This window comes from Mycobacterium sp. E1747, assembly GCF_001667775.1.
GTDB lineage: Bacteria > Actinomycetota > Actinomycetes > Mycobacteriales > Mycobacteriaceae > Mycobacterium.
The window spans coordinates 1-13,401 of sequence record NZ_LZJI01000051.1; the positions used below are offsets into that span (position 1 = coordinate 1).

General features: G+C 68.8%; 12 protein-coding genes. 4 read left to right on the forward strand and 8 right to left on the reverse strand.

Annotated elements, in window-relative coordinates:
• Positions 1–2: 2 nt before the first annotated feature.
• Positions 3–1,298: an NAD(P)/FAD-dependent oxidoreductase gene (locus A5695_RS05495; RefSeq protein ID WP_082945873.1), complete on the forward strand. Its 1,296-nt coding sequence runs from the start codon at positions 3–5 to the stop codon at positions 1,296–1,298.
• Positions 1,299–1,304: 6 nt separating this feature from the next.
• On the opposite strand, the gene A5695_RS05500 is transcribed toward A5695_RS05495, so the two are convergent.
• Positions 1,305–1,841, reverse strand: coding sequence for a DUF1360 domain-containing protein (locus A5695_RS05500; RefSeq protein ID WP_068079118.1), 537 nt, complete (start codon positions 1,839–1,841; stop codon positions 1,305–1,307).
• A gap of 65 nt (positions 1,842–1,906) precedes the next feature.
• Entirely contained in the window at positions 1,907–2,290 is a 384-nt protein-coding gene (locus A5695_RS05505; protein WP_068079119.1) for a helix-turn-helix transcriptional regulator, read from the reverse strand.
• Between the two features lie 145 nt (positions 2,291–2,435).
• Here A5695_RS05505 and A5695_RS05510 point away from each other — a divergent pair, with 145 nt between their 5' ends.
• Both A5695_RS05510 and A5695_RS05515 read left to right on the forward strand, forming a co-directional pair.
• Positions 2,436–2,885, forward strand: coding sequence for an Hsp20/alpha crystallin family protein (locus A5695_RS05510; RefSeq protein ID WP_068079233.1), 450 nt, complete (start codon positions 2,436–2,438; stop codon positions 2,883–2,885).
• Between the two features lie 76 nt (positions 2,886–2,961).
• Complete coding sequence (locus tag A5695_RS05515) at positions 2,962–3,642, forward strand: PAS and ANTAR domain-containing protein (RefSeq protein WP_068079120.1); 681 nt, start codon at positions 2,962–2,964, stop codon at positions 3,640–3,642.
• Here A5695_RS05515 and A5695_RS05520 read toward each other — a convergent pair.
• Positions 3,637–5,013, reverse strand: coding sequence for a wax ester/triacylglycerol synthase family O-acyltransferase (locus A5695_RS05520; protein WP_068079121.1), 1,377 nt, complete (start codon positions 5,011–5,013; stop codon positions 3,637–3,639). The genes A5695_RS05515 and A5695_RS05520 overlap by 6 nt on opposite strands.
• A gap of 340 nt (positions 5,014–5,353) precedes the next feature.
• Between A5695_RS05520 and ppsA the strand changes: the two genes are divergently transcribed.
• The gene (gene ppsA, locus A5695_RS05525) at positions 5,354–7,774 is read left to right on the forward strand and encodes a phosphoenolpyruvate synthase (RefSeq protein WP_068079122.1); all 2,421 of its coding nucleotides are present in this window, start codon (positions 5,354–5,356) and stop codon (positions 7,772–7,774) included.
• Between the two features lie 16 nt (positions 7,775–7,790).
• On the opposite strand, the gene A5695_RS05530 is transcribed toward ppsA, so the two are convergent.
• From A5695_RS05530 to A5695_RS05550, 5 genes are all read right to left on the reverse strand, one after another.
• Complete coding sequence (locus A5695_RS05530) at positions 7,791–8,699, reverse strand: 3-oxoacyl-ACP synthase (RefSeq protein ID WP_068079123.1); 909 nt, start codon at positions 8,697–8,699, stop codon at positions 7,791–7,793.
• On the reverse strand, positions 8,683–9,798 hold the full coding sequence (locus tag A5695_RS05535) for a 3-oxoacyl-ACP synthase III family protein (RefSeq protein WP_068079124.1): 1,116 nt from the start codon (positions 9,796–9,798) through the stop codon (positions 8,683–8,685). The genes A5695_RS05530 and A5695_RS05535 overlap by 17 nt, the downstream gene beginning before the upstream one ends.
• A 25-nt stretch (positions 9,799–9,823) precedes the next feature.
• Positions 9,824–10,813: an NAD(P)H nitroreductase gene (locus tag A5695_RS05540; protein WP_068079125.1), complete on the reverse strand. Its 990-nt coding sequence runs from the start codon at positions 10,811–10,813 to the stop codon at positions 9,824–9,826.
• Between the two features lie 103 nt (positions 10,814–10,916).
• Positions 10,917–12,377: a bifunctional aminoglycoside phosphotransferase/ATP-binding protein gene (locus A5695_RS05545; RefSeq protein ID WP_068079126.1), complete on the reverse strand. Its 1,461-nt coding sequence runs from the start codon at positions 12,375–12,377 to the stop codon at positions 10,917–10,919.
• Between the two features lie 15 nt (positions 12,378–12,392).
• Complete coding sequence (locus tag A5695_RS05550) at positions 12,393–13,280, reverse strand: universal stress protein (protein ID WP_068079127.1); 888 nt, start codon at positions 13,278–13,280, stop codon at positions 12,393–12,395.
• Positions 13,281–13,401 lie beyond the last annotated feature (121 nt).

The following is a 13,401-nucleotide window of genomic DNA, read 5'->3' on the forward strand; positions in this document are numbered from 1 at the left end:
TGATCGTCGGCAGCGGCTTCACCGGATTCAGTTGCGCCCATCGTTTGGCCCGCATCCTGCGCCGACGGCGCGCGCAGGTCGATATCACGATCATCTCCCCGGTGGACTACATGCTGTACACCCCGTTGCTGCCCGACGTCGCCGGCGGCGTGGTCGACGCCAGGTTCGTCGCGGTCCCGCTGGCCAACACCCTCAAGGGCGTGCATGCCGTGCGCGGACGGGTGGACGGCGTGGACTTCGATCGGCGCACGCTGACCTGGTGCGATCCCGAGGAACGCAGCCACACCATGTCCTGGGACCGGTTGGTGCTCACGCCCGGTTCGGTGACGCGGTTGTTCGACGTGCCGGGGCTGGCGACCTACGCGCGCGGGTTGAAGACCACCGCCGAGGCCCTTTATCTCCGAGACCATTTCGTGGAGCAGCTGGAGCTGGCCAACATCGAAGACGACCCGCGGGTCGCCGCGGCGCGGCGCACCGTGGTCGTCGTCGGCGCCTCTTATTCGGGCACCGAGCTGGTGGCGCAGCTGCGCGCGCTGGCCGATGCGGCGGCCAAGCAGATGGGCTTCGATCCGGCCGACGTCAATTTCTTGCTCCTCGACCTGGCGGAGCAGGTGATGCCGGAAGTGGGCAAGAAACTGGGTGACGCCGCGCAGAAGGTGCTCCGGCGGCGCGGCATCGACGTCCGACTCGGTGTGACGCTCAAGGAGGCGCATGCCGATCACGTTGTGCTCAGCGATGATTCGCGCGTCGAGACCCGCACGATCGCGTGGGTGACCGGTGTCACTGGTGCGCCGCTGATCCAAGAGCTCGGCTTGCCGACCGAGCGGGGCCGACTCAAGGTGGGGACCGATCTGCGGGTGCCGGAGCGGCCGGACGTGTTTGCGGCAGGCGACGCGGCCGCCGTTCCCGACCTGACCGAGCCGGGCAAGATCACGCCGCCGACCGCCCAGCACGCGACTCGACAAGGCAAGGTGCTGGCGCGCAACGTGGCGGCCAGCCTGGGGTACGGCGGTTTCAAGGAGTACAAGCACCGCAACCTTGGTCTGGTGGTCGACCTGGGGCCGTGGCACGCGGTGGCCAACCCGCTGAACATCCACCTGTCCGGGCTGCCCGCGAAGTTCGTGACCCGGTCTTACCACCTGTACGCGATCCCACGCGGGGTCAATCGATGGGCGGTGTCGCTGGCCTACCTGACGGACCTACTGTTCGACCGGTCGGTCGTCTCCATCGGGTTGGCATCGGAAGAGGACGCGCAGTTCGCGGCCAGCGAGGGCATCCCGATGCCTAAGACCGGCTGAGGCGGCTCAGCCCTGCCCCTTCTGTTGGGCCATCGCGTAGGCGAGCTGCAGAAAGTCGGCCCCGGTCAACACGGTGAAGACGCCGGCGACGAGGCGGGTGTACCGGGGCGCGAAGACGAGTCCGATGGCGAAGCCCGTCGCCACCCACATGTCCAGGCAGAACGGGCAGGTCAGCAGCTCGCCCAGGCTGTGCCGAAGCGGGCTTTCCTCCCGGACCTCCTCCATGACCTCCGCCGGCCCGCCGCTGCCGGCGAAGCGGGTGAACGGCGCCCGCAACGGACTCGTCACCGCGTCCTTGGTCAGGGTCCGCGAGAGCTTGTGGGTACCGAGGGTCACCGTGACCAGGTCCTGGATGCGCCACCGCCTCGGCAACGTACGCCCGGTGAGCAGCGCGGCCACGGTCGCGACGGCCACCACGGCGCTGTAGATCGCCAGCACCACCAGGTAGCCGCCGAGCGGCCGCGGCTCGTCGCCCCGGTACTCGTCCGCTTCGCGCCGTGCGCCGTCGACCACCTGGGCCTTGGCCTCCGCGACCTCTGCCATTGCCTCTCCTTAATTCGGGACAGCTGGCTGGGTACCCGATGTGGGGAGACGCAATCGGCAGGCGATCAGGCGTCCTCGTCGCAGAGGTCGGCGGCCTGACGCGAGGGTCTCCCGATTTTCGCGGCCCTGCGCAGCGTCTGGTTGGCGGTCAGCAGGTCGGTGTTGGCCGCCGAGAGCGTCGCGTTGTGGTCCTCGAGCTCCAGGATTCGTGCGATCCCGGCCAGATTCACGCCGGCGTCGACCAGCTCGCTGATGCGCCTGAGCCTGGCCAGGTCGTCGGCGCTGTAGCGCCGCGTTCCCCCGTCGCTTCGCGCGGGCGTGACCAGCCCGTATCGTTCATAAAGGCGCAACGACTGCACCGCTATGCCGGAGAGCTCGGCAGCCACCGAGATGCCGTACACGCCGTGATCGGGCGCCGGGGCGCCGAAATCGCTGCGTTGGTCGGTCATCGCGAGTCTCCTCGAAGAAGCTAGGGCTCAGAAAATCTATCTATCACACTTGCGGCATAGTGTCGATAGTGCTATACCAAATCTATGTCATTGGACATAGGTAATTGCCAGACCACAGCCCAGATTGGAGTGAGAGGTGACCACCATGCTGATGCGTACCGACCCGTTCCGTGACCTCGACCGATTTGCGCACCAGGTGTTCGGCACCGCGGCCCGGCCGGCGGTGATGCCGATGGACGCCTGGCGCCAAGGCGAGGAATTCGTCGTCGAGTTCGACCTGCCCGGCATCAACGTCGATTCGCTCGACATCGACATCGAGCGCAACGTCGTGACCGTGCGGGCCGAGCGGCCGGCCGTGGATCCCAACCGGGAGATGCTGGCCACCGAGCGCCCGAGAGGCGTGTTCAGCCGGCAGCTGGTTCTCGGCGACAACCTCGACACCGACAAGATCGAGGCGTCCTACCGCGAAGGTGTTCTGCGCCTGCGTATTCCAGTGGCCGAGCGGGCCAAGCCGCGCAAGATCACCATCGGCCGCGGCGACGCGCAGACGGCCATTGACGAGAACGCCTCGCAACGCGAGGTCATCAACGCCTGATCGTCTGCGGGTGGGCGGCGGCACGGGTGCCGCCGCCCTCCGCGGGTGGCAGGCCGGCATGGAGCCGAGGTGAGAGATGAAGTGGGAACTCGACGGTCAGACGGCCAACGTCGAACAGGCGTTGGCGGGGGGCGTCGCGCAACCCGCCGGCTGGTTCCGCTTCTACTTCACCGACCAACACTGGGAATGGTCGGAGCAGGTACAGCGGATGCACGGCTACGAGCCCGGCAGCGTCACGCCGACCACCGATCTGGTGCTCTCCCACAAACATCCGGCCGACCGCGGCCAGATTGCGGCCACCATCGAGCAGATCGTGAACGCCCGGCAGGCGTTCAGCACTCGCCACCGGATCGTCGACACCCGCGGTACCGTGCGCCACGTCGTCGTGGTGGGTGACCGGCTCTTTGACGATGACGGCGACGTGATCGGAACGCACGGGTTCTACATCGACGTCACCCCGGCCCCGGGGCAGTCGAAGGAGGAGCTGGTCAGCGAGAAGCTGGCGGCGATCAGCGAGAACCGGGCGGGTATCGAGCAGGCCAAGGGCATGCTGATGCTGGTCTACGGGATCAGCGCCAGCGCGGCCTTCGAGTTACTGAAATGGCTGTCGCAGGAGGCCAATATCAAGTTGCGCCTGCTCGCCGAGCAGGTCGCCGAAGATTTTCGTCGCGCCGGCGCGCGCCTCGGCGCCCAAGCGGAGTTCGACCATTTGCTGCTGACCGCGCACCAACGCGTCGCCCCACCCGGCGGGTCATGACGACTTGCGGCGCCTCTTGCGGGCGGCGGCGACGAGTTGCGCCATGCCCTCCTCGATGCCGGCGGCGAGCGCGTCGATGTCGGGCGCGGTGTCGTAATCGGCGGTGATGCCGAAGACGAAGGTGTCGGCGTAACTGAGCATCGCCACGCCGGTGCGCACCTGAAGGGCGATCGGAGGGATCGGCAACAACTCCAGCACCCGGCGGCCCATCAGCCGTTGCCGGCTCCGTGGACCGGGCACGTTGGTCGCCAGCGCCACCACCGCCCGTTGCGGTATGCGCGAGAGCAGGCGAATGGCCCACGCGGACAGGGCAAACGGGGTGCGCTTGGCCGCCACCACCACCGCACTGCCGCCTTCGCTCTGCCCGCTGGCTTTGGCGTGGCTTAGCCGATCGTGCACCAACTTGAGCTGCCGCACCGGGTCCGCCTCGTCGACCGGCAACAACGGCAGCATCGCCGACACCCGGTTACCGGCGACGTTGAAGTGGTCCACGGCGCGGACCGAAACCGGAACGAGGGTGCGCAGCGAGTCGGGTCCCGGGCGCTCCCCGCGCGCCAGCAAGACGCCGCGGTAACTGTTGGTGATCACCGCCAGCGCAACGTCATTCAGCGTGACCCCGAAGGTCCGGGCCACCGTGTGCATGTCCGTCAACCGGGCGCGGGCCGCGCTGTAGCGCCGCATCGTGGTCACCGGTCCGTGCAGCGACGATTCGGGGGCGGGGCGCAGTAGCCCGGCCGCCAGCTCGGCCGCGCCGATCGCCGCGTGTTCGGCGGCGGTCACCGCACCAAACGCGCTGCGCGCGAGGCCGCTCGCCCAGCTCAACGGGTTGAGGCTCACCTTGGCCGGACCCGACCGGGCCGGCGACCGGCCCGCCCCGACATCGGCGGCGAAGGTGTCGCCGTCCCCGTCGTCGCTGAACTTCGACAGTAGCTGTGTGGTGGCGATGCCGTCAGCGATGCAGTGGTGGATCTTGGTCAGCACTGCCCATCGATTTCCGCTGAGCCCCTCGATGATCCAGCACTCCCACAGCGGGCGCTCGCGATCGAGCCGGCGCTCCATCAACGACGCGATCAACTCGAAGAGCTCCGCGTCGCCACCGGGATGCGGCAGCGCGATGCGGCGCAGATGCCGCGCGAGGTCGAAGTGCGGGTCGTCCACCCAGTCCGGCGGCCGCAGGTCGAGCGGATGGGTCCGCAGGACCTGCCGGCAGCGCGGGATCGTCGCGACCCGTTCGGCGAACGACGCGAAAAACTCCTCGTACGTCGGCGCCGGCCCCTCCACGATCGACACCCCGCCCACCGCAAGGCTCACGTGCGGATCGGCATCCTCGACCTCCAGGAAACCGGCATCCAGAGCGGTCAATTGGTCCACGGTGTTACTTTCCGCGCCGCCATGCGCTGCTGGCAGGGCCGTAAGTCCTCAACTACTGAGGCCAAACGGCGGCTGTGGCCTCGCGCGCCCGGGCATAGCGTGAGGGGGTGACAGGAGATCAATTGAGCAGCGAGGCAGATGCTTTCGCCGCCGGCACGGTCCTGACCGCGCTGCCCGACCTCCTGCCCGGGCGGCCACGCACGGCCGGACGTTTTGAGCGAGCCCGGGGGCACTCTACCGCCGACAATCCCTTGATTCCACGACTACGTCGGGGTCATCCGAAAAGCGAACAGCGTTGGCTACGAGGCGCATTGATGCGACCCACCGAAGGAAGAACACCATGAGCGATTTCACCTACGTCCGCTTCTTCGAAGAGATCGGCATCTCCGACATCCCGTTGGTCGGGGGGAAGAACGCCTCGCTGGGCGAGATGTTCCAGAAGCTGACCGGGCAGGGGGTGCGGGTCCCGCACGGGTTCGCGATCACCGCCGAGGCCTACCGGCACGTGCTGGACAGCGCCGGCGCCTGGGACGCGTTGCACGCCGCGCTCGACGGCCTCGACCCCGACGACGTCACCGCGCTGGCGCGCAAGGGCAAACGGGCCCGCGAAATCGTCTACGGCGCAGGCCTTCCCGCGGAGCTCGCCGCCGAGATCACGGCCGCTTACCGGCAGCTTCAGGAGGAATACGGCGAAGACGTCAGCCTGGCCGTGCGCAGCTCGGCGACCGCCGAAGACCTGCCGACCGCCAGCTTCGCCGGCCAGCAGGAGACCTTCCTCAACATCAAAGGGACCGAGAGCCTGCTGGACGCCTGCCGAAGGTGTTTCGCCAGCCTCTTCACCGACCGGGCCATCCACTACCGGATCGACCAGGGCTTCGACCACTTCAAGGTGTCGCTGTCGATCGGCATCATGAAGATGGTGCGCTCCGACCTCGCCTCGTCGGGGGTGATGTTCACCCTGGACACCGAATCCGGCTTCCGCGACGTCGTATTCATCACTGGCGCCTACGGGCTCGGCGAGAACGTGGTCCAGGGCGCCGTGGACCCCGACGAGTTCTACGTCCACAAGCCGACGTATCAGGCCGGCCACCGGGCGGTGCTGCGCCGGCTGATCGGGGACAAGGCGGTCAAGATGATCTTCGTCGAGGGCGAGACGAAGAACACCACCCGCAACATCCCCACGCCGAAGGCCGACCGGGCCCGGTTCTGCGTCACCGACGACGACGTCCTCGAGCTGGCCGGCTACGCCTGCGCCATCGAGCGCCACTACGGGCGGCCGATGGACATCGAATGGGCCAAGGACGGTCTCGACGGGCGGCTCTACATCGTCCAGGCGCGCCCCGAAACCGCGGCCTCCCAGCGCAAGCAGACGGTGATCGAAAGCTACGTCCTCGAGGGCAAGGCCGCCGAACGCAAGGAGGTCCTCGCCGAGGGCCGCTCGGTCGGCGAGAAGGTGGCCACGGGCATCGCCAGGCGGATGGACAACCTGGGGAAGCTATCGGAATTCCAGCCCGGCGACGTGTTGGTCGCCGACATCACCACGCCCGACTGGGAACCGATCATGAAGATCGCCGCGGCCATCGTCACCAACCGCGGCGGGCGCACCTGCCACGCGGCGATCATCGCCCGCGAGCTCGGCATCCCCGCAGTCGTCGGCGCGGGTGACGCCACCACACGCGTGCCCGACGGTGAACTCGTCACCGTGTCGTGCGTGGAGGGCGACACGGGGCGGGTCTACCGCGGCGAGTTGGGCTTTCGCGTCGATCACACCGAGGTGTCCGACCAGGAGCGCCCGCACACCGAGATCATGGTCAACCTCGGCAATCCGGATCTGGCGTTCAAGACGTCGTTCTTGCCCAACGACGGCGTGGGGCTGGCCCGGATGGAGTTCATCATCAGCGAGTACATCCGGGTGCACCCGCTGGCCCTGCTTCACCCCGACCGGGTGGAGGACCCCGAGGCCCGACGGACCATCGAAACGCTAACTTACGCCTATTCTGATGGCGCCGAATTCTTCGTAGAGCGCTTGTCGGAAGGGATCGGCACCATCGCCGCCGCGTTCTGGCCCAAGCCCGTCGTCGTTCGGATGTCGGACTTCAAGACCAACGAGTACGCCAGCCTGGTCGGCGGCAGCGGTTTCGAGGCGGCCGAGAGCAACCCGATGATCGGCTTCCGCGGCGCCTCGCGCTATGCGCACCCGGCCTACGCCGAGGGATTCGCGCTGGAGTGCCGGGCGATGAAGCGGGTGCGCGAACAGATGGGGCTGACCAACGTCGTGCTGATGGTGCCGTTCGTGCGCCGGGTGGCCGAGGCGGACCTGGTCCTGGCGGAGATGGCCAAACACGGTCTGCGCCGAGGGGAGAACGGGCTCAAGGTGTACGCGATGTGCGAAATCCCCAACAACGTCATCCTCATCGACGAGTTCGCCAAGCGCTTCGACGGGTTCTCCATCGGGTCCAACGACTTAACCCAGCTGACCCTCGGCGTCGACCGGGACAGCGAGATCGTGGCGTTCGACTACGACGAACGCGACGAGGGCGTCAAGGAGATGATCCGGCTGGCCGTTGCGGGCTGCCGCCGCAACGGGATTCACTCCGGGTTGTGCGGTCAGGCGCCGTCTGATTACCCGGACATGGCCGAGTTCCTGGTTCGCTGCGGCATCGACTCGATCAGCCTGAACCCCGACGTGGTGGTCAAGACCACCCGGCAGGTCCTGGACCTCGAGCGTGCGGTGCAACGGCCGAGCGTCACGCCAGCGTGACGCTCGAGTTCGAGCGTCACGCCAGCGTGGCGCTTGAGGCGTCCCGGCGCGGTTGGCGATAGAGCGCGGCGCCGGCGACGACGTCGGGCCCGGCCGCAACGAACAGGACCCGTGCGCCCGCCGGCAACCGCTCGGCCCGCCGCCCGAAGGCGGCGGCCAGCGCGGCGGTGTGCATGCGTTCGTCGTCGGCGACGCTGATCGCCTCGACCGGCACGCCCAGCCGGGCGGCAAGCGCGGTGCGGTATCCGGGCCGGGCGGGGGCGGCGATGATCGCGTCGACATCGGACAGCCGCATCGACTGCTCGGCAAGGCACGTCGCTGCGGCCCGGCCGGCCGCGGCGGCGAACCGCTCATCCATCGCGGCCGAGGCGGAAAACCGCAGGACGTTGCGGGAGTCGGCGAACCCGACTGTGGCGCTGAAGGTTTCGTCACCGCCCGCACTCGGGTCGGTCACCCAGGAGACCCGGCTGAGGCCGTCGTCGCCGTCGGACCAGCCACACAGCATCGCCGCGCCGGCGGCCGAGAATCCGAAGTGCTCGCTCATCCCGTGCCCGGGGTCGGCGTCGCTGGCCACCACCAGCGCGCGCCGGATGGCGTGGCCGCGCATGAACCCGTCGACGATCTCACATGCCGTCAGCAGCCCGCACGTCCCGTTGGCGATGTCGAAGGAGAAGGTGCCGTGGGCGCCGGCGTGCGGGTCCTCCGGGTTGGCGCCGATGTCGTCCTGGATCAGCGCGGCGAGCGCCGGCTCACCGAGGTTGCGGTCGCGGTAGATGCCGGCGTTGACGACCAGGTCGAGGTCGTTAGCCTCGCATCCGGCCCGCTTCAGGCAGTCCTTGGCGGCGGCGACGGCCAGGTGCAATGCGCTGTGGCGCCCCCGCAGGCGCGGATGCGAGACGTCGATCCGATCAATCACCGTGCCCATAGCGGCTCACCACATCCTCGTCCAGGGTCAACAAGACCACACCGATCTCCAGGCCGGAGGCCAACGCCAGCAACGCGATTCGCTCGCCGGGCCTGATCCGGCCGGCCTCGAGTTCCTCGACCAGCGCCACCGTGTGGGTCGTGGAGGCGGTGTTGCCGTAGCGGTCGACGGTGATCACCGCGTCGTGGCGCGGGCTATCGCCGAACACCTCCGACATCCGGGCCATTCCTTTGCGGATGGCGCGCGCGGACGTCTGGTGGGTGATCACGTGGTCGATGTCGTGGATCGAAAGGCCTACGGTGTCAAGCACTTCGCTCAGCAGCAGCGGAGTGTTGGCGATCGCGGCCTTCTGGATCGCGCGGGAGTTGGTGAACATCCGCGCTCCCGGGTCGTCGCCCTGCGGATACGCCAGGCAGAGCCGGCTGTAGTCGGCGACGGTGGTGAAGCCCGCCAGGGCGATACCGGCCGAACCGGCCGGCGCTCGCTCAAGCAGCAGCGCCGCGCCGGCATCGCCCAGCGTCAGGCAGGCCAGCTCCTTGCTCATGATGTTGCGGATGTGCCGGGCGGCATTGTTGCTGAGCTGTGAGATGTACTCGCCGCTGACGACGAGCCCGCGCTCGACGACGCCCTGACGGATCCAGTTGTTCAAAATCGTTACACCCGTGAGCATTCCGGCGCACGCGTTGGACACGTCGAACGTCATCGCGTTCACCGCACCGATCCCGCGCGCCACGGCGCTGCTCATGGTCGGCTCGAGCCATTGGGTCAGCCCGTCGCGGAACTTGGTGATGCTGCAACTGATCACCACGTCCAGCGCCGCCGGATCCTGCCGCGCGGTGGCCAGGCAGTTCAGCGCGGCCGAGCTGGCCAGGGTGTAGGAATCCTCATCGCCCACCGACACCCGGCGTTCGCGGATCCCGGTCAGCCGCTCCAAGTCGATGTGGGTGCGGTGGCGGGTGGACGCCATCAGCTCGTCGGTGCTCAGGTGAGTCCCGGGCAGGTGCCGGCCCGCGGCCGCGACTCGCGCGACGAAGGGCGCCGCGGAACCCTCCCCGGCCGCTTCGCCGTCCGTTTCCATCACGAGCCAGTGCCGAGTCATCGAAGGCGCCTCCTTGGCATGTCGGTCACCCACGCATTTCGAGGACTTCGGTCACCGGACGCCGAGCGGTGGGTTTCGCGTGCGGGTCCTGGGTCGGTGACCGGCCGATCCGGATCAGCAGCTGCGGTTGGCCGCAGCCGCCGGTGACCTGCCTGATGATGTCGCGGCTCTGTTGCATCTCAGTCATGTGGGTCAGCGTGCAGGTGGCCATGCCGGCCAACGTGCATTCGAGAAGCACCACCGACAGCGCCTCACCGCAGCGCAGCACTTCTACGGGCGCATCGTCATGACGGGTGGACAGGACCACGATCTTGGAGTGGTCCTGTCCGATTGAGGCGCGGCGACGGCCCCCGCCCGCGGGCGGGAACGTGCGGGCGATGTCGACGCGCGCGGCCTCGGAACTGGACAGCAGGGCGCTTTCGGGCACGTGGTCGGCGTTCTCCCCAAAGGGCGATGTCCACCAACGCAATTCGGTCAGGTAGGACGTATCGCTTCGGCGTAACTGCTCGGTGAGTCGCGACGCCTCGGCCAGCGTCGGCCGCTCCTCGTCGTCGACCACGTCCAGCGACACGTCGTACGGGGTCACCGCGCGGCTCAGAGCCGGATGCAGCGTGGGCCACGCGGTCGGCGCCCCCAAGGGCAGCCGGTCGGTGCGGCGGCGAAGGATCGCCTCAGCCCGCAGCCGGCACTGCGGCGTCACGTTCGCCACGGGCAAGAAGCCCACACTCGCGAGATGATCCGGCCTGCCCTCGGTGGGAAAACGTTCGGTGACGCTATCCCAGCCCGCGGCGGCCATCGCGACCCGAAGGTGGTCGAGGACGGCGCCGCAGCTCAGGATCAGCTCCCGACCGGTGTGGTCGGTGGCGTGCATCGCGTGGTGCGGGTCGGCCCACAGGTGCAGCCTCGTGCCGCCGGCCACCCACCGCCAAGGCTGGCTGTTGTGCAGCGAAGGCGCACGGCACGCGAGTGTCACCGCGTCCCGGATGACCTGCTCCGTCGGCACCTTCGCGTCCATCGCCACCGTTTCGTCGATTGAGGTGAGCCAAACTGTATGCCCGCGCGGCGGGCGCGGGCAGGGCCGTTGGTCCCCGGCGGCCGGGACGTTGGCACCTGCGCTGTTACGTCGCGCGCGCCCAGAGGTTGCGCGTTTCGCGAGCGACGAGGTCGGGGCGCCGCGAGGTGTCGATCCGATGCGCGCCTTCCCAGTCGGCGGGCCCGGCAGCCATGGCGGCGGCGATCTCCGGGGTTACCTCCGAATTGCCCGCGGGCCTGGTCTTGATCCGGCCAGCCGCCACGTCGGCCGTCGCCGAGCACACGAATTCGACGAGCGCGGAATGCGTCTCGGTGGCCAGCCGGTGGGCCGCCTCGCGCGTTCGCGGATCGCGCCAGGTGCCGTCGAGGATCACCGAGTGCCCCTCGCTCAGCAAGTGCCGCGCTCGGTGCAGGACGGTCTCGTAGACGACCGCGACCTGGTCGGGGCTGTAGAGCCCGGCGTTCAGCACCCGGGGCTCGCCGGCGATGGCGCCCGAGTCCCGAAGCTCCCGGCGCACGTCGTCGGTGGAAATAAGTTGCGCGCCAAACGATTCAGCTAGACCGCGCGCCACGGTGGACTTTCCGGTGCCCGGGTTTCCGCCCACCAGCGCAAGCCGCACGGTGCCACTCTGCAGATGCCGAGTGGCGATGGCCAGGTGGCGGGCGGCGTCGTCGGAGGCACCCGGGCTGCCCTGCGCGACCCGTACGCAGTCGACCTTGGCCCGCACCGCGGCGCGGTAGGCGATGTAGAAGTCGGACAGCGCCGGCGGCGCCACCCGACTCGCGTGCTCGGCGTAGCGCTGCAGAAAGTAGTCACCGAAGTCCTTGCGGCCCAGGAATTCCAGGTCCATGGCGAGAAAGGCGGCGTCGTCGATGCAGTCGACGTAGCGCAGCCGGTCGTCGAACTCCAGGCAGTCCAGCAGCGCCGGGGCGCCGCCGACCCAGAAGATGTCGTCGGCGAGCAGGTCGCCGTGTCCGTCGACGATGCACCGCTCGCGGATACGCCGCGTGAACAGCTGCGAGCGCCCGGCGACGAACTGGGCCACCAGGCGCTGCAGCCCGGCGACGTCGTCGGCTAAGACTCCCGGAATCGACTGGGCCGCATACCGTTCCAATTCGGACAGGTTCTCCCGCCAGCGCCACTCGATCGCGTCGGCCCCGCCCTGGGCGTCGATCCGATCCCCGCGCTCGGCGCGTTCGTGGAAGCGGGCCAACACCGACGCGATCGCGTCCAGCACGCGGTGCACCGACTCTGCGCTGTCGTGGGCCACCAGGTGCGCCAGGCGGTCCTCGTCGCGGTAGCGCCGCATCACCACGACCGGCTCGGCCGGCCCGCCGAGCGGGTCGGTCAGGTGGGCGACGCCGAGGTAGCTCTGGGGCGAGAGCCGGCTGTTGAGCTCGACCTCCCGGTGGCAGGCGTGCTCGCGCTGCTGCGGCTCGCGGAAGTCGAGAAAGTCGGTGAGCACTGGCTTCTTGGCTTTGTATGCGCGGTCACCGGCGAGAATGACGACGCCCGTGTGGGTTTCGTGCAGATCGAGAAACGGCACGGTGGCGGCGCGACCCTAGGACGGCCGCGCGACGATCACCGGCATGCGAACCGAGTGGACGATGGCGTTGCTGACCGAACCCAGCAGCACGCCGGACAGGCCGCCACGGCCGTGGCTGCCCACGACGACGAGTTGGGCGGACTCCGACTGCTCGATCAGCTGCCGGGCCGGCCGGTCGGACACCACGACCCGGTGCACGGTGACGTCGGGATACCGCTCCTGCCAGCCGGCCAGCTGTTCGGCCAGGCTCCGCTCGGCCTCCCCCTTCACCGCCGCCCAGTCCACCCCGGGCAGTTCGAAGACGTCGACGTCGCTCCACGCGTGCAGCGCCGTCAACGCGACACCGCGACGCGACGCCTCGTCGAACGCGACGGCCACCGCCACCTCGGAGGCGGGCGAGCCGTCGACGCCCACCAGCACCGGGGCCTGCTGGGGATGTTCCATGAGCGGATCCTCGTCGCGGATGACCGCGACCGGGCAGCGCGCGCCGCGGACCACGCTGCTGCTAACGGAGCCCAGCAGCAGCCTGCCCATCGCCCCGCGTCCGTTGCTACCGACGACGACCAGCTCGGCCTCTTTGGACATCTCGACCAGCGTGGGCACCGGCGGTGCGCACCGCAGCTCGCTTCGGACGTCGATCTTGCGGTCCGATGTGACGGCGTCCCCGGCGATCTTGACCGCCTGTTCGAGTACCCCTCGCCCCTGCTCTTCCTGCCAGACGGCCACGCCGGTCGACAACGGAAGGGCCGGATACATCGGCACCATCGCGTTCACCACGTGGACGACGGTCAGTGGGACGTGTCGCAGCGCCGCGTCGCGGGCCGCCCAACAGACGGCGGCGTTCGAAGCCGGCGATCCATCGATTCCGACGACGATGCCGTGGCGGTTAGCCAGTGTGGACATGACTTTCTCCCTCTCCTCGACCAAAACGCTATGGCGCGACCGACGGACGAACATGAGGCTTTAGTCACCAACCGCATGGCCATGAGGCCCCCTCGCGCCGACGGGCCTTGACGGTCGCCTG

Coding starts and splice junctions, on each gene's coding strand:
- ppsA (WP_068079122.1), top strand. CDS start 5,354: ATGAGCGATTTCACCTACGTCCGCTTCTTCGAAGAGATCGGCATCTCC.
- A5695_RS05510 (WP_068079233.1), top strand. CDS start 2,436: ATGCTGATGCGTACCGACCCGTTCCGTGACCTCGACCGATTTGCGCAC.
- A5695_RS05530 (WP_068079123.1), bottom strand. CDS start 8,699: ATGGGCACGGTGATTGATCGGATCGACGTCTCGCATCCGCGCCTGCGG.
- A5695_RS05535 (WP_068079124.1), bottom strand. CDS start 9,798: ATGACTCGGCACTGGCTCGTGATGGAAACGGACGGCGAAGCGGCCGGG.
- A5695_RS05515 (WP_068079120.1), top strand. CDS start 2,962: ATGAAGTGGGAACTCGACGGTCAGACGGCCAACGTCGAACAGGCGTTG.
- A5695_RS05550 (WP_068079127.1), bottom strand. CDS start 13,280: ATGTCCACACTGGCTAACCGCCACGGCATCGTCGTCGGAATCGATGGA.
- A5695_RS05505 (WP_068079119.1), bottom strand. CDS start 2,290: ATGACCGACCAACGCAGCGATTTCGGCGCCCCGGCGCCCGATCACGGC.
- A5695_RS05500 (WP_068079118.1), bottom strand. CDS start 1,841: ATGGCAGAGGTCGCGGAGGCCAAGGCCCAGGTGGTCGACGGCGCACGG.
- A5695_RS05540 (WP_068079125.1), bottom strand. CDS start 10,813: ATGGACGCGAAGGTGCCGACGGAGCAGGTCATCCGGGACGCGGTGACA.